This is a genomic window from Oceanibium sediminis (assembly GCF_003265325.1).
GTDB classification, from domain to species: domain Bacteria; phylum Pseudomonadota; class Alphaproteobacteria; order Rhodobacterales; family Rhodobacteraceae; genus Halovulum; species Halovulum sediminis.
Genome location: NZ_QGNX01000001.1, coordinates 661338 through 680500, shown reverse-complemented (window position 1 = coordinate 680500; position 19163 = coordinate 661338). Strand labels below are relative to the sequence as shown.

13 protein-coding genes are annotated in these 19163 nt (G+C 67.0%); 4 read left to right on the top strand and 9 right to left on the bottom strand.

What is annotated here, in order from left to right:
• Positions 1-18: 18 nt before the first annotated feature.
• Positions 19-963: a glycosyltransferase family 2 protein gene (locus tag DJ029_RS03300; protein WP_112320885.1), complete on the top strand. Its 945-nt coding sequence runs from the start codon at positions 19-21 to the stop codon at positions 961-963.
• Here the strand turns inward: DJ029_RS03300 and DJ029_RS03295 are convergent.
• A complete protein-coding gene (locus DJ029_RS03295) occupies positions 906-2183 on the bottom strand; it encodes an O-antigen ligase family protein (RefSeq protein ID WP_112320884.1) in 1278 nt (425 codons plus the stop codon). The genes DJ029_RS03300 and DJ029_RS03295 overlap by 58 nt on opposite strands.
• 62 nt (positions 2184-2245) lie before the next feature.
• Here DJ029_RS03295 and DJ029_RS03290 point away from each other — a divergent pair, with 62 nt between their 5' ends.
• Positions 2246-3199, top strand: a complete 954-nt coding sequence (locus tag DJ029_RS03290; protein WP_157966245.1) for a sulfotransferase — start codon at positions 2246-2248, stop codon at positions 3197-3199.
• Here DJ029_RS03290 and DJ029_RS03285 read toward each other — a convergent pair.
• The 7 genes from DJ029_RS03285 to DJ029_RS03255 all read right to left on the bottom strand — a co-directional run bounded on the left by DJ029_RS03285 (position 3103) and on the right by DJ029_RS03255 (position 15043).
• Complete coding sequence (locus DJ029_RS03285; RefSeq protein WP_112320882.1) at positions 3103-4326, bottom strand: sialate O-acetylesterase; 1224 nt, start codon at positions 4324-4326, stop codon at positions 3103-3105. The genes DJ029_RS03290 and DJ029_RS03285 overlap by 97 nt on opposite strands.
• Complete coding sequence (locus DJ029_RS03280) at positions 4323-4589, bottom strand: spike base protein, RCAP_Rcc01079 family (RefSeq protein ID WP_112320881.1); 267 nt, start codon at positions 4587-4589, stop codon at positions 4323-4325. Before DJ029_RS03280 ends, DJ029_RS03285 begins: the two co-directional genes overlap by 4 nt.
• A 192-nt stretch (positions 4590-4781) precedes the next feature.
• Entirely contained in the window at positions 4782-5492 is a 711-nt protein-coding gene (locus DJ029_RS03275; protein ID WP_112320880.1) for a Crp/Fnr family transcriptional regulator, read from the bottom strand.
• Positions 5493-5644: 152 nt separating this feature from the next.
• Positions 5645-6577 (bottom strand): YihY/virulence factor BrkB family protein, encoded by a 933-nt coding sequence (locus DJ029_RS03270; protein WP_112320879.1) that lies wholly within the window; start codon positions 6575-6577, stop codon positions 5645-5647.
• Positions 6578-6679: 102 nt separating this feature from the next.
• Positions 6680-11311, bottom strand: a complete 4632-nt coding sequence (locus DJ029_RS03265; protein WP_112320878.1) for a translocation/assembly module TamB domain-containing protein — start codon at positions 11309-11311, stop codon at positions 6680-6682.
• Positions 11311-13212, bottom strand: a complete 1902-nt coding sequence (locus DJ029_RS03260) for an autotransporter assembly complex protein TamA (RefSeq protein WP_112320877.1) — start codon at positions 13210-13212, stop codon at positions 11311-11313. Before DJ029_RS03260 ends, DJ029_RS03265 begins: the two co-directional genes overlap by 1 nt.
• Positions 13213-13336: 124 nt before the next feature.
• Positions 13337-15043 carry a bifunctional sulfate adenylyltransferase/adenylylsulfate kinase gene (locus tag DJ029_RS03255; protein WP_112320876.1) on the bottom strand — a complete coding sequence of 569 codons (1707 nt, stop codon included), beginning with the start codon at positions 15041-15043 and terminating at the stop codon, positions 13337-13339.
• A 282-nt stretch (positions 15044-15325) separates the two neighbouring features.
• Here DJ029_RS03255 and DJ029_RS03250 point away from each other — a divergent pair, with 282 nt between their 5' ends.
• Positions 15326-17209: a polysaccharide biosynthesis protein gene (locus DJ029_RS03250; RefSeq protein WP_112320875.1), complete on the top strand. Its 1884-nt coding sequence runs from the start codon at positions 15326-15328 to the stop codon at positions 17207-17209.
• 206 nt (positions 17210-17415) lie between these two features.
• Here DJ029_RS03250 and DJ029_RS03245 read toward each other — a convergent pair whose 3' ends face one another.
• Positions 17416-18354 carry a porin gene (locus tag DJ029_RS03245; protein WP_112320874.1) on the bottom strand — a complete coding sequence of 313 codons (939 nt, stop codon included), beginning with the start codon at positions 18352-18354 and terminating at the stop codon, positions 17416-17418.
• Between the two features lie 264 nt (positions 18355-18618).
• Here DJ029_RS03245 and DJ029_RS03240 point away from each other — a divergent pair, with 264 nt between their 5' ends.
• On the top strand, positions 18619-19110 hold the full coding sequence (locus tag DJ029_RS03240) for a DUF3576 domain-containing protein (protein ID WP_112320873.1): 492 nt from the start codon (positions 18619-18621) through the stop codon (positions 19108-19110).
• The last annotated feature ends 53 nt before the right edge of the window (positions 19111-19163 follow it).

Below are 19163 nucleotides of genomic sequence, written 5' to 3'. Positions count from 1 at the left end.
GTCCAGAAAGGGCCTGACATGAACAACAAGACGACCCCCGAGGAAGTGGTCATTTCCATCGCCACCTTCCGCCGCCCAGCGGGGCTGAACGCGCTGCTCGACGCGCTGTGCGATCTGCAGGTGCCGCCGGGAATCGCCGCGCGGATCGTCGTGGTCGACAACTCGCCCGAGGGGATGTCCCTTGCGCGGCTGGCGGACTGGCAGGTGCGCCACCCCCTGCCGCTCGACATTCTGCATGAGCCGCGCCGGGGCCTTGCCCAGGCGCGCAACGCCGGGCTTGAGCAGGCGTTGGTGACCGGCGCGCGCTACCTCGCCTTCATCGACGACGACGAGGTTCCGGACCCGGACTGGCTGTGCGCGCATCTGTCCGCGCTGCGGGCAACCGGGGCAATGGCGAGCATCGGCGCGGTGCGGCCCCGTTTCGTCACGCCTCCGCCGGCTTGGCTGACCCGCGGGCGGTTCCTGGAACTGGCCCACGCACACCACGCCCCGATGCGCTTCGGCTGCACCTCCAACACGCTGATCGAGCTTGCGCCGGTGCGGGCGGGGAACCTGCGCTTCGACCCGCTGTTCGATCTGACGGGGGGCGAGGATACCGCCTTTTTCGAGGCGTACCAGAAGCATGGCGGCCACCTGACCTTCAGCGCCGCCGCGGCGGTGGATGAGCGGATTCCGCCCTACCGCGCCAGCGCGCGCTGGTTGTGGCGGCGCTGGCGGCGGACCGGGCAGACGAACGCGCGGCTGAAAGTGTCCGGCGGGGGCTGGCCGATGCGCGCGCGCTGCGCGTTCGGCGGGCTTCTGCGGATCGGCGTCGGCGGGGCGATGAGCCTGCTTGCGCTGCCGCTGGCGCCCACGGGGCACCCGGCCTGGGCGCATGGGCTGCGCATCGTCGCGCGCGGCGCGGGTTACTGCGATGCCGTCATCGGCCGCCACAGCCGTGAATATGCGCGGCGCCGCTCATGAGCGCGCCGGGGCGCCCCGGCGGCCACGAGCAGGGCCGTGACCAGCAGCAGCGTGATCTCATGCGGGCGAAACAGGGACGAGCCGAGGGCAGAGAGCGTGACGAAAGCCAGCAGGCTGACCATCGCCCAGCTGCGCGCCGCCCCCGCCCCGAGCCGCCAGAGCCGCGCCGCGCAAAGGCCGAGGAAGCCCAGCATCGCCGCCACGCCGCCAGGGCCCAGCGCGACCAGCGTTTCAAGCAGGAAGTTATGGAACGCCGAAACCATCGGCCCGAACATCAGGCGGATCAGCATGACGTCCTGCGCCTTGGCCGGGTCGGCCCAGAACGCCATGTAGCCAAGGCCCGAAAGGGGTGCGGCGCGCGCTTCTTCCCAGGCGATGGACCAGAGCAGCGTGCGCCCGGTCAGCGTGGCGTCCTTGCCGGTGGCCTCCAGCAGCCAGACTACGGGGTCCGTGCCGGACATCAGCAGCGCCACCGCCGCGGCCGTGGCGAGGGTGGCAAGCCCGACCGCCAGGATCCGCCATTGGGTGCCGCCACGGCGGCGCACCCCGAGCAAGACAAGCGCGCCGCCCCCGGCCAGCGCCATGGCCCAGCTGCTGACCGACGCGCTCAGCACCAGCATCCAGATTGCCAGCGCCAGCCCGCAGGCCCAGCCCAGCCGCGCCGCCGGGCGCGGGCTGGTCTGCAGCAGGAACACCAGGGTCCAGACCAGCAGCGCGGCCCGCTGGCCCAGCGCGTTCTTGTTGAGGTAGATGCCGAGGAAGCCCCCCTCGCGCGCATGGGTCGGCGCGCTGAGCCCCGCCAGGTTCAGGGCGGAGCCGATCATTCCGAGGATCAGCGCCAGCGTCAGCAACCGCGCGAGGCCGCCAAGTCCGAAGGTCTGGCCAAGCCAGGCGCCGCAGAGCACGGTAAAGGCAAGCTGCACGCCGGCGATCAGGCTGACCTCGGGCACCGGGGACCAGAGGCTCGACAAGAGGCAGAGCGCCACGAAGGGCAGCGCGGGTGCGGCGGCAGGCAGCGCGCCGAGGATCGCGGAACTGCGCAGGAGCATCCGGCACAGCACCACGGCATAGATCGTGGCGACCCAAGCGCCCTGGAACGGCAGGCGCGCCGTGGCTTCCGCCATCCACAGGATCACGCAGACACCGATGACCACATCGGGCCAGCCCGCGCCTTTTTGGCGGTCGTCTGTCGTGGTGGCGGGGGCGGATACCTGGCGCATGTCCCAGTCCTGCCGCCGATCCCTAAAGTTTTCGTTAATCTTTATGGATGCAGGTCCGCAACATGACCACGCCGCCGCGCTACCTGATCGGGATCGGGGCGCAGAAATGCGCCTCCACCTGGGTGTTCGACGTGCTCTCGCGCCATCCCGGGGTTGCCGCCCCGGCGCGGAAGGAGCTGGATTTCTTCAGCGCGCGCTTTGATCGCGGCTATCGCTGGTACGCGGGGCAATGGCCCGCATCCGCCCCCTGCCGGGTGGAGAACTCGCCCTCCTACCTCGCCCATCCCGCGGCGGCGGGGCGGGTGGCGGCCTTCGCGCCGGACGCGAGGATCATCTGCACCCTGCGTGACCCGGTGGAGCGGGCCTACTCCCACCACCTGCACGAGGTGGCGCGGGGCCATATCCCGCCGATCCCTTTCGAGGCGGCGCTCGACGCGAACCCCAGCTACCTGGAGCAGGGCCACTACGCCCGCGCCCTGCGGCCATGGGTCGATTCCTTTCCGGACAGCGCCCGCCTGTGCCTGCTGGCTGAGGACATCCGCGCCGACCCCTTTGCCGCGTGGGCGGCGCTGCTGGACTTCGCCGGTCTGCCGCACAAACCCCTGCCCCTTGCCGGCCGGGGCGCACGGAACGTCAGCGACCGCGCCCGCAGCGCCACCTTGCGGCATGTGCTGCGCTCCGGCGGGCGCGCCCTTTCGGCCCTGCGCCTGGACGGGGTGCGGGACGCCGCGCGGAACGCACCGGGCCTGTCGCACCTGCTGCGCTGGAACGCGCTGCCGCTGCGCCAGGTGATCCCGCCGCCCGGCGCCGCCCTGCGCGCGCATCTGGCGCGGGGCTTCGCCGCGGACATGGAGCAGCTTTGCACCATGCTCGGGCGTGACAGCCTGCCCTGGCCCAGTTGGCAGGCTGTCACCCGTGCTCAGAGATACCCTTCCGACAGGAAGCGCGCCGCCGCCAGCCGCCCCGCGATGCGGTTACCCTCGGGCACGGGATGGGTGCCGTCGCCGGACATGTAGCCCGTGGGCCGCGCGACGTAGTGCACCCCCGGAATCGCGGTGGGATGCCCGCTGTCCTGGTCCAGCCGCGCCTGCGTTTGCAGGAAAAGCGGCTGTTCGGGCGCGGTGTCGTCGGGCATCGGGCCGAGCAGGATCACCGGCAGCGCGGGCAGCGCAAGGTCGCTGCGCAGCTGCGCGACCATGGCAGCGAAGGCCGGCGGGTAGCTGGTGTCCATCACCAGCGAGCGGTCGCTTTCCCCCTGCCCCCAGAGCAGCCCCTTGATCTGGCTGCCCGGCGTGCGGGCTAGGGCCACCTGTGCGCTGGCCAGCATCTGGGCGTAAAGCGATCTGCCATCGCCGACGGTGCCCGCAGGGTTCCATTCCGCATCGCTCCCCACGATCCGGCTGCCGCCCTCAGCACAGGCCAGGATCAGCACGGTGCGCCCGGCGGCGGTGGATTTCTCGATCTCGCGCGCGAAGCTCAGCGCCGGGCTGACGCCGTGGCTGGTCTGGCGCATCTGCAGGGGGCCGGTCGCGGCGGCGACCTCTCCGACCACCGTGCCGTAGGTGCCGCTGGTGTTGCCCGGCATGTACAGGCAGCGCTTGACCCAGTAGTCGAGGTCGGGATCCACGGGCCCGGATTGCGCTTCCGCCGCGATCAGCGACTGCCCGGCGGCGATGTAGATGTCCGAAGGCTGCGCCAGCAGGGACGTCATGTCGACGACCTGCACATCTTCGAGCGCGCCGTCGAATGCGTTGTTCGCGGTCAGCCTGACTTTGCCGAACCCGCTTCCGGTGAACCGCGCGACGTGCTGGGCGGCGATGCCGTTGGAAAACGGCGATGCCTGGAACGGATCGAGCAGCTGCACCGAGAGCGAGCCTGCGGAGGCGTCCTTCTGGGTATAGGCCACCCAGATATCCCCCGCCGGGATCGCGACATCACAGGTCACGTTGCGCTTCACGCTGCTTGGCGCCTTCACCACCTTGCCGCCTGCATCGCTCCAGTCCGGGTCGAGAACCCAGGGCGAGAGGTCGTCCAGCCGCGCGGCCGGTTTCGTCAGCAGGCCGTCCGGCACCACCCGCCCGCCGGGCCCGCGCGGCGTCAGCCGCGGGGCGGAAGTCAGCGTCAGTCCCGGTGCAAACCTCATGAGACCACCACGGCATGGATCCCGGTCGCCGTGGTGCCGGTGGCCAGCACGCGGGCGACGCCACAGATGATCCAACCGAAATCGGGTACGGCGACGCTGCGGCTCTCTCCCTTCACGCTAATGAAGGCGACGGTGCCCGCCCCCTCGACGTAGAGCGACGCGGCGACATCGGGCAGGTCGGTAGCGTCGTCGGGGGTGACTGGGTTGTAGTCGGTGCCCGGACCGGAAAGCGAGGAGGCACGGCGGCTGAATGGGTTTGTCATGGAAATCCTGTCGAATAGGCCGTCCCGTTCCCCGCACGGGGCGACGCCCCGCAGCGGCGGGCCAGCTGTTGAAACCAGTCTCGAATTGAAGGGCGCGGCGCGATCCCCGGGGATAGCGCAACGCGAAGGAGTTATGCCGTGCCGTGGTTAAGGTCAGGTAAAGCGCGCTGCACTTTCAGCGCGCGGCGCGGGCTATTCCGCGGCTTCGGCTTCCTGGTATTCCGCGATCATATCGACGCTCGGGGTGTAAAGCGCACGCCCCCGGCGTTCGATCAGCTTCTTGCGTTTCATGCGCCCGATCTCTCGTGCGACGGCTTCGCGGTTGGTGAAGACGAAAGCCGCCAGCGCGGCCTGCGTGGGCGGGGATTCCAGAAGGGCGGTGCCGTCCTCAGCCTCTGCGCCGCGGAACAGGCGCAAGATTTCCAGGCGGATCCGGTCGTCCGCGCGCATCGCGGTGAACTCGCTGACACGGCGGGTCAGATCGCGGAGCTTCTCGACCAGGCGGCGCATCAGCGCCATGCTCAAGTCAGGGTGGCGCGCCAGCAGGCCACGGAACTGCGCGTCCGGAACCGTGGCCACGCGCGACTTGTCCATGGACAGCACGCTGGCCGAGCGGGGCGCACCGTCGAGCATTGCGAACTCGCCGAAGCAGTCGCCCTCCACGATGGAGGAGAAGGACACCTCGCGTCCCTTGGCGGAAAAGTTCGCGACCCGGGCCGCGCCCTGCAACAGGAACAGCACGTCCCCCGCCGGCGCTTCCGCATCGAGGATCAGTTGACCGCTGGAATAGGTCCGCTCTTTCCAGCAGGACTCCAGCGCGTTGCGGGTCTGCTCGGACACCTGCCCAAGAAGGGTGTCTTCCGGGTACTGGACCTGAAGGTTCGCATTATATCTTAAAGCCATAAGTCCCCACAGTATGGCGTGCCGCGAATTGTTTCGCGGCGTTGCTCTCTCCCCTCGGCCAACATGACCGGGTTCGCGGCGCGGCGCAAGTCAAGCATCACAGGGGTTGCGGGGGGATTGTCGGCGCAAAATGGCTTTCCGCGCAGCCCGGTTCAGTCGATCAGCCGGTCCAGGTCCGGGTTGCGGCGGCGGATCAGTTCCTCTGCGCGGGCCTCCATCTCGATGTTGAGCTCCGCCCCGAGCAGCACCACGAAGGCGCTCAGGTAGAACCACATCAACAGCGCCACCACCGCCCCGAGCGAGCCGTAGACCTGGTTGTAATTCGCGAAATTCCCAAGGTAGAGCGAGAACGCCAGCGACACCAACACCCACAGGACGGAAGCGACCATGTTGCCCAGCGTGAACATCGGCATCCGCCGCGCCGGCCGGACGGGGCCGAAGCGGTACAGCGCCCCGATCCCGATCACCACCGCGAACAGCGCCGTTCCCCAGCGCAAGGCGTCCACCAGGCGTTCGGTCCAGCCGCCCAGCGGGAAATAGCTGAGCACCGTGGGCAGGATCACCACCGTGCCGACGCTGAGCAAGGTGACCATGATCAGCAGCAACGTCAGCGAGTAGGCCACGACCAGGTTCAGGAAATAGCCGCGCTGCCCGGTGTCGCGCGTGATCGCGGTCAGGCCCAGCAGCATGGCGTTCACCCCGGCCCGCGCACTGAACGTGGCAAGCAGAAGGCTGGCGCCGGAGGCAAGGCCCAGCGCCTGCGGCGGCGCGAAGACGACGGAGCTGACCTGCTGGTTGATCAGCGCATAGACCTGGTCGGGGATGATCGGCTCAAGAAGTTCCATGTTCTGCTGCACGGCGATCGGGTTCGCGATGATCCCGAACAGCGAGATCGTCGCCCCGATGGCCGGAAACAGCGCCAGCATCGCGAAGAAGGCGACACCGGCGGACATCAGGGACAGGCGCTTCTCTCCGATGCCGACGCCGACCTTCACCAGCACGCGCCACCAGTCGTGCAGGCGGTAGCGCGGGCGGCGGTAAACCATCCGTCCGACGGTCAGGTAGGGGTTCAGCAGATTGATCACGGTTCGTTATTCCTGTCCGTTTCCGACCCAAGACCTATAGCGAAACGACAGGAAACCGAATGGGAATATCGCGTACCTCGAAATCGCGGACCCCGGCGGAGATCAGTAGTCGCGCTCGAAGAAGATGCCAACCGTGCTTTCCCCGCGATTGTCCACGCTGGCGCGGGCGCGCACGCCGGTGGTGATATCCAGGTTGATGGTCGCCTTGGAATCCCCGGCGCTGTCCGCCTCTACATCCAGGTAGAGGTTGTCGTTGATATAGGCCCCGGCGCGCACGCCGACCTCGCCTTCTTCGCCGGTCGTGATGTCGAGGTTGTCGAGCCCGATGGCCGAGCGGAACTGACCGGCGACGCCGCCGCCCCCGCCTCCGGCCAGGGTCGCCGCCGCGCCCGCAAGCTGGGCGATCTGGAATGCCGACAGTTCCGAGACATTGCGGTTGAAGATCAACTGCGCCAGAACCTCGTCCTGGGGCAGGTCGGGTGACGAGGTGAAAGTGATCTGCGGATCGGTCGCGGGGCCGGAAACGGTGATCAAAATAGTCGTGCCATCCGCGGATTCCGTTTCCACCACGAACCGCAGGCGCGGCACGAGGTTCCCCTCGAGCGTGATCGTACCCTCGTCGAAGTCGAAGCGCTGCCCGAGGATCGACAGCCGCCCGCGGATCATCTCGATCGCGCCGACGGGTTGAACATCAGCCAGCGTACCCCGGACACGGACCTCGCCGCCCAGTTCCGCATCCATCCCCCGGCCGCGCACGAAGATCCGGTTCGGCGCGCGCACCAGGATGTCCAGTCCCATGGGGGCCGAGGCGCGCTCACGCTCCAACGGTTCGTTCAGCCCCGCGCGGTCCAGCGTCAGCTGCACGTTGCGCGGTGGGGCGCGGTGTTGCACGTCCAGCAGCACCCCGGCGTTGATGCCGAAGCTGGAGGGAATCGAGATCTCGGCGCGGCGCAGGTTCACCTCTCCGCTGAGCAACCCGGCCCCGGTGATCGGGCCGACGAGCGCCAGGTCTCCGCTGACCTGGGCGGTCAGGATATCCCCGTCGGTGTAGACCAGGTCGCGCAAGCCGAGTTGCAGGTTCGCCGGAAACCGCTGGGCAGGATTGATGTCGATGAACCCCTGCAGGTTCAGCGCCCCGCCCTGCGCAGAGGTCGCCCCCGCCTGCGAGATGGTCAGCCGTGTTCCGGACAGGCTGGCCGCAACGTCGATCCCGTTCAGCCGCAGGTTCGCCGGGGCATTGACGAAAGTGCCGCCCGCCACGGTCAACTGGCCGTTCACCTGCGGATTGCTGAGCCGCCCCCGCGCGGTGACGTCGAAGGACAGGCTTCCGTCCAGCTGGGACTGGGACGACGCCAGCACCACGTTCGCCAACCCGAGCGGAACCTGCCCGGCGGCGGACAGGTTCAGCCCCGGGCCCGCGAAGGGCACCCGGCCACGGGCTGTCATGTTCATCCCGGCGGGGCCCTGTATGTCCGCCTGGTCCAGCACCAGCGCGCCGCTGGCGTAGCTGCCGTTCACGACCAGGTCGGCGCTGGCGATCCCGATCTCGCGGTTGGCGCGCAGCGAAAGGCCCTGGCTGTTCAGCGCGAAAACGGCGCGCGGATCGCCGGTCGCCCCGGTTACGTCCGCTGTGCCGGTCAGCCGCCCGGTCAGGCCCTGGGATCCCGCCGCTTGGTCGAACGTCGCCAAGTCGAGCTGTTCCAGCACGATGGACAGGTCCAGCGTGCGCGCCTGCGGGTCGAAGGGAACGGTCCCGGCAAGGTTGATCGCCAGCGCGTTCGCTGCGCTGAAATCCGCCTCGACCGTAACGGCGTTGCCCACGGTCTGACCCTCTGCGCGCAGGTCCACGGGGGGCAGGCCAAGGCGGCGGGTCTCGTCCGTACCAACGCCGAGGATGGCCAGGTCGAAGGCCCCGTTGGGCGCACCGGGCGTCCCCGTCAGCGAGGCGGTCCCGGTTGCCTGGCCCGTCAGGCCAAGCCCGTCGACCACCGCGTTCGCGATGCCCAGCGGCAACTGCGACAGGCGGAAATCAAGCTCAAGCCTTTCGCCCACCCGGCCCGAGGCCTGAAGCCCGCCATCGCCGATAGACAGCAGCAGCGGTGAAAGGTCGATCGCGCCATTGCGCATCACCACCCGCGAGGGCTGGATCAGCACCGCGTCCTCGCCCCGCGTATCGAGCGTCAAGCGGGACAGGTCGAGCTGCAACCCCGGGCGCAAGTTCTCCAGCCGCCCGGCAAGGTCGAACGAGGTGTCGCCGTCCAACGCGCCGTCAATTTCAACGTCCATCGACTGGTCGGCACGGGCGAGCGCGACGTCCAGACGCTCCAGCCGCTGACCGGCGGCCTCTACCCTTCGGGCGCTGACCGTCCCGTCGGCCAGCGGCAGGCCGAACAGGTCGGTGACGATCACATCGATGTCGGCCCGGCCCAGCCGCGCGCCTGCCACTTCCAAGTTACGCGCCAAAGCGTCAACGTCCGCCCGTTGCTGGCCAAGGCTGCGCGACAGGACGATTTCCGCGTCCACCCCGCCCGACGCCTCGGTCAGGAACAGCGCGGCAGGCTCGGACAGATCCGGCGAAAACAACGAGACGGTGCCCGCGATCAGCCCGTCCGCACCGCGCGCGAGCGTCATGCCCGCCTCGGTCCGGCCCAGCTGGAAGCTGAAGCCCTTCAGGCGCTGCACCCCGTCGGCAAGGGAAAACTGTCCCCCAAGCTCGACCGGGGTTCCGTCGAGCGCCGCGTTCCCGGTGATCTGCCCGTTCAGCCTGTCCAGCCGCGCGCCGGTCGCGTCGATCGCAAGGTGCATGTTCCGCACCTCGCGGCCCTGAAGCCGGCCTTCGGGCATCAGCAAGGCGGTGGACAGTGACAGGGAGTCGGTGCCCCCGGCGGCGGTTCCCGTCAGCGTCAGCGCGCCAGACCCGGCGTCGGTGACAAGCCCGAGATCCGTCAGCGCGGCCTCGAATTCGAAGTCCGTCCCCTGGGGCGCATAGATACCGTCCGCGGTGATCTGGACCTGCTCGTTGCCGAGGCGGAAGTCATCCGCTTCGAAGCCGCGCGTGTCGCGCACCAACTGGCCCTCCAGCGTGGTGACGCCGCGCAGCAGCGGGTCGAGCTGCGCCACCCCGAGGGCCAGGTCCCCGGCGCTGCCGTCAAGCAACAGGCGGAACCCCCGCGAGAGGAGGTTGACCTCCCCCTCGGCGGAGGTCTGGAAGGACCCCGCCAGGTCCCGGCCGCTGACCGCGGCGAGCACACCAAGGTCGTCCACCGCGATCTCGGCCTTGCCGGTCAGCCGCGCGCCGTCGAGCGCGCCGCCGAACCCGATGTTCATCCCGTTGCCCGCAAGGCGGACAAGGGGCATCCGGATCGGTTCCCCGGCGGACCAGTCGATATCTATATCAAGCGCGATCTGCTCACCTAGCGCGTCCAGCACCGCCGGATCCTCGGCGCTGAAGCCGGTGGCCAGGCCGTCGATCTGTGCTGTCACGCGCCGCGCCTCGGCATTCGCGAGGTTCTGCGCAAGCCCGTCCATCTGCACATCGATAGTGCCGATCCCGACGTCGCCCAGGTCCAGCCCGTCCATCCTGAGCGCCCCGTTCCAGGCAGAGCCGTTGCCGTAGGACAGCCGCAGCGTCGCGCCAGTCACGCTGGTTTCCCCAGCACCCACCGGCAGGATCAGCCGCGTCCCGTCCGCCGGGGCCATCTGCGCGTCAAGCTCAAGCGCCTGCGGGAAACCGTCGGGCGCGGTGCGCAGCGATCCGGCCAGCGACAGGCCGCCGCTTTCCACGGTCAGCCGGTCGAGCGAAACGCCCCCCTCAGGCAGCTGGCGGCCCACGGCGTTGATCCGGCTTTCCTCGGAAAAGAAGGCGTGAAACTCCTCCGGGATCAGCGACTGAAGCCGCCCGGCCAGCGCGACGGTGAAGGCCCGCCCGCCATCATCCTGCCCCTGCGCGGTGATCTGCCCGTCCAGCAGGCTTTGCCCGTTGGCGCTGAAATCCAGGTCCGCCTGCAAATCGTCGAGTGTTCCGCTCGCGCTGACGCGCGCCTCGACCGGGGGGCGGCCGGGAATGTCCAAAAGCTCGGCGAACACGCCGTTTTCCGGCTCCGAGGCGATCAGACGGACATCCACGTTCACCGGGTCGCCACCGATATTGGCGGTCAGGTCGAAATTGCCGCCCGGCCCGTCCAGCCGCTCCATCGAGAGCGTGGTTTCCAGCGCACCGCCCGCAAGGGTCAGCCCGCCCTCGGCGCGGATCTCGGCGGCCAGGCCGATGACCGGCTCGCCCAGGACCAGCTTGTCCACGCGCAGCGCCTCGATGGCGACGGAAACCGGCAGTTCGGGAATGGCGAAGGGGGTGGCGACCGGTTCGGGCAGACTGGGTTCGGGGATCGCGTTGCGCTTGATGGTGATCTTTTCCGCGCCGATGCTGTTGATCGACAGCTCTCGGCTCAGCACCAGGCGGCGGCGGTTCCAGTCGATCACCGCGTTGTCGATTTGCAGCCAGACGCCCTCGGGGTCGGAAATGGTGATCCGACGGACCGTGGCCTGGGATGACAGGACGCCCTCCACGCCGGACAGGCGGATCTTGCGATACTCGGTGGAAAGCTGATCCTCCACCAGCCCGATCAGGAAGCCGTTGTCTTCCCTTTCCTCGGCTTCCTCCGTCTGGGAAAACGCGGGGGTGCCAAGGCAAAGCGTGGCGGCGAGTCCGATGATGGCGAAAGCGCGAAACCGCATCAGAATGCCTGCCCTATGCCGATGTAGACGGCGACGTTCGGGTCCCCGTCGCGCGGATCGATGGGCGTTGCCAGGTCAAGGCGTAACGGGCCAAGGCCGGAGTAATAGCGAATGCCCGCCCCGGCGCCGATCTGCAGGTCCGTGTCCCCGTCCGGAAAGGCCGAGGCGCTGACAAGCCCCGCGTCCGCGAAGACGGTGACGCCGAAGCTGTTGCCGAACCGCTGGCGCAGCTCGACGCTGCCTTCGACCTTGGATTCCCCGCCGATCGTGTCCCCGTTCAAATCCAGTCCGATAGAGCGGTAGGCATAGCCGCGCACCGATCCGCCGCCCCCGGTGAAGAACTTCAGGCTGGCGGGCGCGTTGCCGAGGTCTTCCCCGAACAGGCCGCCATAGGCCGCGCGCAGGGCGATGACGGTGCGATCCTCGACCAGCTCGAAATAGGTGCGACCCTCGATCTCGGCGCGCAGGGCGAGGGTTTCGAATTCCACCTCGTAGAACGGGCGCAACTCTCCGCTGATGTAATACCCGGTCGTCGGATCAAGCACGTTGTCCCGCTTGTCATAGGTCAGCTCGACCGGCAGCGAGGAGATCAGGAAACGTTCCTTGCCGAAATCGTCCTCGATCTCGGAATAGGCCAGCGCGAAGGCGACGGACCCTTCGAGCCGGTCATTGAAGCGCCGGGTCAGTCCGACGCTGCCGTCGAGGGTGCGCTCGAGATAGGTCTCGAACACCTCCTGCTTCACATTGGCTTCCAGGACAAGGTCGTTGTCCGGATCGAACGTGCCGGGGCGCGTGAACCTCACGCCTAGCGCATAGTCGTAATTTTCCGGGTTGGATTCCGCGCCGATGCCCGCGACGGAGCCTGAGAAGCGCAGACGTTCGGCCCGGTCGCCGATCTGGCGGTGCAGCCAGTAGCCTTCGACGCCGATCCCCTCGATCGAGGAAAGCGTCGCGCCCACGCCGAAGCGGCGCGCCTTGCGCGGCACGGTTTCAATGGTCAGCGGCAGGGTGCCGTCCGGGTTGATCGTTTCCGCTTCCTCGACGCGCACCGCGCGGAACACGCGCAGGCGATTGAGTCGGCTCACCGCGCGTTCGATGGCGGCCGGATTGAATGGCGCGCCTTCGGGGATATCGGCCATGTAGCGGATGAATTCCGGGTCGATCCCGCCGGTCTGCCCGACGCCCACGGCGCCGAAACGTGCGGCGCGGCCCGGATCCATGCGGATGGTCACGTCCAGCACGTTCTGGCGGTGATCCGCGATCACCTCGCGCTCGGCGACGCGGGCCTTGGGATAGCCGGCATAGCGGAAGTCGGTGACTTCCTCCTCTCCGGCAGCGTCGACCACGTCGGCCCGGGCCGGCGCGCCAAGCACGAAACGGTCTTGGGCGGGGGTCTCAAGCGGAACGGAATGGCGCGGGGCCGGGTTGATGAAGTCGGTCCGGCCGAATTTGAACTGCGGGCCGGGATCGATCCGCACCTCGACCAGCGCAGGGACGCTGAGGGTCTGGGTCAGGGGAAGGCTCGACGCTTCCTGGCCGTTGATCCGGATCGAGATCGCACCGGAATAATGCCCGCGCGCATAAAGCGCCGCCAGAAGCGCGCGGTAATCCCCCTGCGCCGAGGAGATCAGCCCAGCAGAGCCCGATGCAGGCGTGTCGCGGCCGGTCCACAGGCTGGTGGACTGGCGCAGCCCGCTGCGCATGGCGCTGCTATCGCTGGCAATGTCGAAGGTGACCTCATACGCCAGTGGGTCGATCACCTCGACCTGGGCGGTGTCGGCGTCTTCGCCGAACTTGAAGCCGAAAATCTCGAAGGCCTGAGCAGGCACCACGGCGGCCGCAAGGCTCAGCCCGGCGAGGAAAACGACATTCAAGACTTTGCGCGCTGGCACGATTTTCACCCCACGATCCCTGTTCCAGACATTAGGGCATTGCGGCGTGAGGAAAAGTGGCAATCTGCCCAATGCTTGAAAACGCAGAAGCCCGCCGCCCTTTCGGGCGGCGGGCTTCGCATGATCCCGAGGATCAGCCCGCGATCAGGCCAAGGCTTTCGAGTTTCAGCAACACCTGGTGCGCGCAGTTGTCGACATCGGTGTTCTCGGTGTCGATCACCAACTCGGCGTTGGTGGGGGCTTCATAGGGGTCGGAAATACCAGTGAATTCCTTGATCTTGCCCGCCCGCGCCAAGGCGTAAAGACCCTTGCGGTCCCGCTTTTCACACTCCTCGATGGAGGTGGCGACATGCACCTCGACGAAAGTGCCGTAGCTTTCGATCATCTCACGCACCGCGCGGCGCGTCGCCATGTAGGGTGCGATCGGCGCGCACAGGGCGATCCCGCCGTTCTTGGTGATTTCCGAGGCGACATAACCGATGCGGCGGATGTTCAGGTCGCGATGCTCTTTCGAGAAACCCAGCTCGGAGCTAAGGTTCTTGCGCACCACGTCGCCGTCGAGCAGCGTCACCGGGCGGCCGCCCAGTTCCATCAGCTTGACCATCAGCGCGTTGGCGATCGTCGACTTGCCCGAGCCGGAGAAGCCGGTGAAGAACACCGTGAAGCCCTGGTTCGCGCGCGGCGGCTTGGTGCGGCGCAGTTCTTCCACCACCTCGGGGAAGCTGAACCACTCGGGGATTTCCAGCCCCTCGGACAGGCGGCGGCGCAGTTCCGTGCCGGAGATGTTGAGGACGGTCATGCCTTCCTCAACCTCGTCAGCGGGTTCGTACTGGGCCTTTTCCTGCACATAGACCATGTGCTTGAAGTCCACCATTTCGACGCCGATCTCGCCCTGGAATTCCTTGAACAGCTCCTGCGCGTCGTAGGGGCCGTAGAAATCCTCGCCCGCGCTGTTCTTGCCCGGGCCCGCGTGATCGCGGCCGACGATGAAATGCGTGCAGCCGTGGTTGGCGCGGATCAGGCCGTGCCACACCGCCTCACGCGGGCCGGCCATGCGCATCGCCAGGTTCAGCAGGCTGAGCGAGGTGGTGGAGCTGGGGTACTTGTCCAGCACCGCCTCGTAACAGCGCACGCGGGTGAAATGGTCGATATCGCCGGGCTTGGTCAGGCCCACGACCGGGTGGATCAGCAGGTTGGCCTGTGCTTCCTTCGCGGCGCGGAACGTCAGTTCCTGGTGCGCGCGGTGCAGCGGGTTGCGGGTCTGGAACGCTACGACGCGGCGCCAGCCCATCTTGCGGAAGTATGCGCGCAACTCGTTCGGGGTGTTGCGCCGGCCACGGTAATCATAGTGGATCGGCTGCTGGATGCCGGTGACCGGACCGCCCAGGTAGACGGGGCCTGCGATGTTGTGCAGGTAGTTCACCGCCGGATGCGCGTCGTCATCCGCGCCGAAGACCTTCTCGGCCTCACGCGATTTATTGGGGGTGTACTTGTCGGATACCGAAAGGATCGCCAGAATGACGCCTTCCTGATCGCGCAGCGCAATGTCCTGACCCGGCTCGATCTTGTCGGCAAAGTCCTGGTTGACGTCCAGCGTGATCGGCATCGGCCAGAGGCTGCCGTCGGCCAGGCGCATGGTTTCTACGACGCTGTTGTAGTCTTCCTCGCCCAGGAATCCCTTCAGCGGGTTGAAGCCGCCATTCATCAACAGTTCAAGGTCACAGATCTGGCGCGGAGTCAGGTCCCAGGAAAGCAGATCACCCGCTTCCTTTTTCAGTTTCTCGGCACTGTCGTAAGATACGAACAGTTCAGAGATCGGCATTGTATTGTTGTTTTTCATGAATGGAGTCCTAGGAAACTGTAGGGCGTTGCCGGTCGTCTAGCAGCGTGGCATGGCGAGGTCAAAGCCACTGCGCCAAATGGCCGATCGTGCGACAATGCGCGCCCATTTGGCCACGGATTGCAGCGCCACTGGGCCCGGATTGGGGCGGTGTTTCGGTGTTCGGGTCGCGTCATGGGGCGGGTATGGGCGAAAACTCCGTGCGATCCGTTAAAAATCCGCCATCTTCTTCGGGAAACTGCGTAGAACATGGCCAGGGCCGCAAGCACGAACAAGGAGCCTATGGAACATCTGCACGATTCCCTGTCCCGGACTCAGAAAGCGCTGTTTCTGCTGGCGCTCGACGGGCTGTGGATGCTGCTTGCCCTGATCATCGCGCTGCAATTGCGCGTGGGGGAGCTTTGGCCGACGCGTTTCCTTGAGCCGGGGTTCGGACTTTACGTCATCACGCCGATCATCGGGATGTTGCTGAGCTGGATCATGGGGATTCCCCGCATCGTGCTGCGCAGTTTCGAGCAGCGCGCGCTGATGCGCCTGTTGCAGTTCGCGCTGATCATGGCGCTGACCATCGCGGCGCTGAACAGCTTCCTCGACTATGGCCAGCCGCGGTCCGCGCCCGGCATCTGGGCCGGAGTCTTCCTGATCCTCGCTGTCGTCAGCCGGTTGACGCTGCTGGGGCTGATCGACCGAATCCAGGGCCGCCGCGCACCGCGCAAGGCGGTGCTGATCTATGGCGCGGGCGGGGCCGGCCAACAGCTCGTGGCAGCCCTGCGCAACTCGGCCACGGTCGTTCCGGTGGGGTTCCTCGACGACAACCCCTCCCTGCGCCGGGTGGAGGTGGCGGGTCTGCGCGTCTTCCTGCCCACCGACATCGAGAAGATCGCCAAGCGGACCGGCGCGCAGGAGGTGATCTTGGCGATGCCGTCGATTCCGGGCGCGATCCGGCGGCAGAAACTGCGTGTCCTGGCCGAAACCGGGCTGTCGGTGCAGACTCTGCCCTCCATCACCGAGCTGCTGGACGGGCGGGCGCTGTCAGAACAGGTGCGCCCCGTCTCGCCCGATGAACTGCTGGGGCGTGAAGCGGTGGACCTGTCCTCGCCAGAGGTGGCGGCGGCCTATACCGGCAAGACGGTCATGATCTCGGGGGCGGGGGGCTCCATCGGGTCGGAACTTACGCGGCAGGTAATCGCCGCCAGGCCCGCGCGCCTGATCCTGTACGAACAGGGCGAATACGCGCTTTACGCCATGGACATGGAGCTGCGCACGCTCGGCGGTGAGTTGCCCGAGATCATCCCAGTGCTCGGCTCGGTCACCGACCGGCGGCGGGTGCAGGAAACGCTCAGCCGCTACCGGGTGGAGATCGTGTTGCATGCCGCCGCCTACAAACATGTACCCCTGGTCGAGGCGAACCCCCTTGAGGGGGCGCAGAACAACATCCTCGGCACGGCAAGCCTGGCGCAGGCGGCCGCAGCGGCGGGGGTGGAGCGGTTCATCCTGATTTCGACCGACAAGGCGGTGCGCCCGACGAACGTGATGGGGGCCACCAAGCGCGCCGCCGAGCTGATCGTGCAGGATATGGCGGTGCGCGCGCCGGGGACGATCTTCACCATGGTGCGCTTTGGCAATGTGCTCGGCTCGTCCGGCTCGGTGATTCCGCTGTTCCGCCAGCAGATCGCGGCCGGCGGCCCGATTACCCTGACCCACCCCGACGTCACGCGCTACTTCATGACCATTCCGGAGGCGGCACAGCTGGTTCTGCTGGCCGGGTCCTTCGCCGAGGGCGGGGATGTCTTCGTTCTGGACATGGGCAAGCCGGTGAAGATCATGGACCTTGCGCGGAACCTGATCGACCTGTCGGGCCTCACGGTGCGGGATGCGGACAACCCCGATGGCGAGATCGAGATCGTGACCACGGGTCTGCGACCCGGTGAAAAGCTGTACGAAGAGTTGCTGATCGGGGAAAACGTGATCGCCACGCCGCACCCCAAGATCATGCGCGCCGCCGAGTCCCAGCTTTCGGAGGCGGAGACGGATCGCCTGCTGGCAGACCTGGCGCAGATCATCGCCCAGGGCGACAGCGCCGCGTTGCGCGCCCGGCTTGCGGACTGCGTTGACGGCTTCGCGGTCTCCGAAGAGGACAGCCCGCTTCGGGTCCGCGCGCACTGAGCATCAAGGGATTTGCTAAAGGGAAACGCAGGTGGGCACGGCGCGGGCTGGCTCAGCCCCGTGGCGCCTTGTGTGAGGTTGCGCCCGTAACCAACGGGGGCGTACGCAACGCCCTCAGCCTTGATGCACCCGGAAAATATGGTGCATCCAAAAGAAAAGAGCGGGCCGAAGCCCGCTCTCTCTGTCTTGCGACAAGGTCGGTCCTATTAGAAGGACAGGCCCAGACCGAAGCCAGCGCGAGTCGTTTCGCCAGTCACGGAGTCGTCGATGTAGGAAGCTGCACCAACCAGTTCGGCACCGCCGGTCAGGTCGTAGGTGATGTAGCCCTGGATCAGGTCCTGCTCGGACGTCGGGCGCTCGGTGCGCTCGTAAGCTGCACCAACACCGATCGCGCCGGAGGAGTAGGTTGCGCCGCCGCCAAAGATGTCGGTGGTGCCAGCGGGCTGATCGAAGGTCTGGAAGGTACCCTGAACGCCGAAGTCGCCGAAGCCAACGGATGCGGAAACGCCGATTGCAGTGTGCTCACCGTTGCCGAGGACCGCGTCGTTGGTCTCGGTGTACTGGAAGCTCAGGCCAACGCCGACAGATGCTGCGCCGAGGTCGCCCGAGTAGGCCAGACCAACGCCGTAGATGTTGTCAACGGTACCGCCGCCAGCGCCCGTGCCTTCCAGCTCCAGCGATGCCGAAACGGTGAAGTCGCTGTAGGTGTAGTCGTAACGCAGGATCTCACCATCGGAGGTGCCGTCGAGGCCAGCGCCACCGGATGCCTGGTCAGCTTCGTCGTTCAGACCGCCAGCGGGCAGCTCGATGTGAGCTTTGTCGTAGGCGCCGTCAACGTCGCCCATGGACAGGGTGCCGAAGGAACCAGAAATGAACACGGAGTTGGCGGATTCGATGACTGCGCCACCGTCAGCTTCGTCCAGGTCGATGGACGCGCCGAAGGTCAGACCGTTTTCGGTCGCACCGGACAGCGTGAACGTCACGTCGATGTCGTTGTGGAATTCGGTGTTATCAACACCACCGGCGTCCAGATAGGTGATGCCCATTTCGGCGGAGCCGCTCAGAGCCACGCCAGCATGACCGTCTGCCAGTGCTACGCCAGCTACGCTGACGAGGGCCGAGGTCGCGAAGAGAACGTTTTTCATCGTTTTCCCTCAAGTTACTAAGTTTCAAGGTGCACCGCTATCCAGGCCCACCCGGTAGAGTACGAGGATGTAATTGCGCGTAATGGGCCAGAGAATCAAGCAAACCCCCTGCATGGGTTTTCGATGGGCAAAAGATGATGCAACGATGTCACATATGCAAAAACCACCCCTTTATATGCGACAGGGGAAAACCCTTGTCCCGGCATGGGGCAGCCGATACACCCTGAGAGCCGTCTATATATAGGGACAAGTTCGGGAGTGCGCATGATGCAACGGGGCAAATCGATACTCGCCGCCATGGCCGCCGTGCTGGCATTGTCTGCCTGCTCGGGGGATGAGGGCGCCCGGCGCGACAATGTCGAACGCCAGCGCCAGAACACCCCGCTTGCGGCACAGGCCGAACGGGAATCGATCCTGGACCTGTTCCGTCGCAATGACACCAGCCGGGAAATCAACGTCAACAAGTACCTCTGGACCGCATCGCTCGACGTTCTGTCGTTCCTGCCGCTCGAAGCGGTGGACCCGTTCTCGGGCGTGATCTCCACCGGTTGGGGGCGGGTGAACGGCAGCAGCGGGGTGTACCGCTCGACCGTCTACGTCACCGGTCCCGCGCTGGAGGCCCGCTCGCTCAGGGTGGCGGTGTTCCGGCAGTCCGGCGGACGCGCGCTTGCCGTGACCGATGCCGTGGCCGAACAGATCGAGGATGCGATCCTGACACGCGCACGGCAACTGACGGTCGCCGCGGACAGACGCTGACGTCCCGCCCCGGCGAAACCAGACACCGAAGCACTGCGCCTGGCAGTGAACCG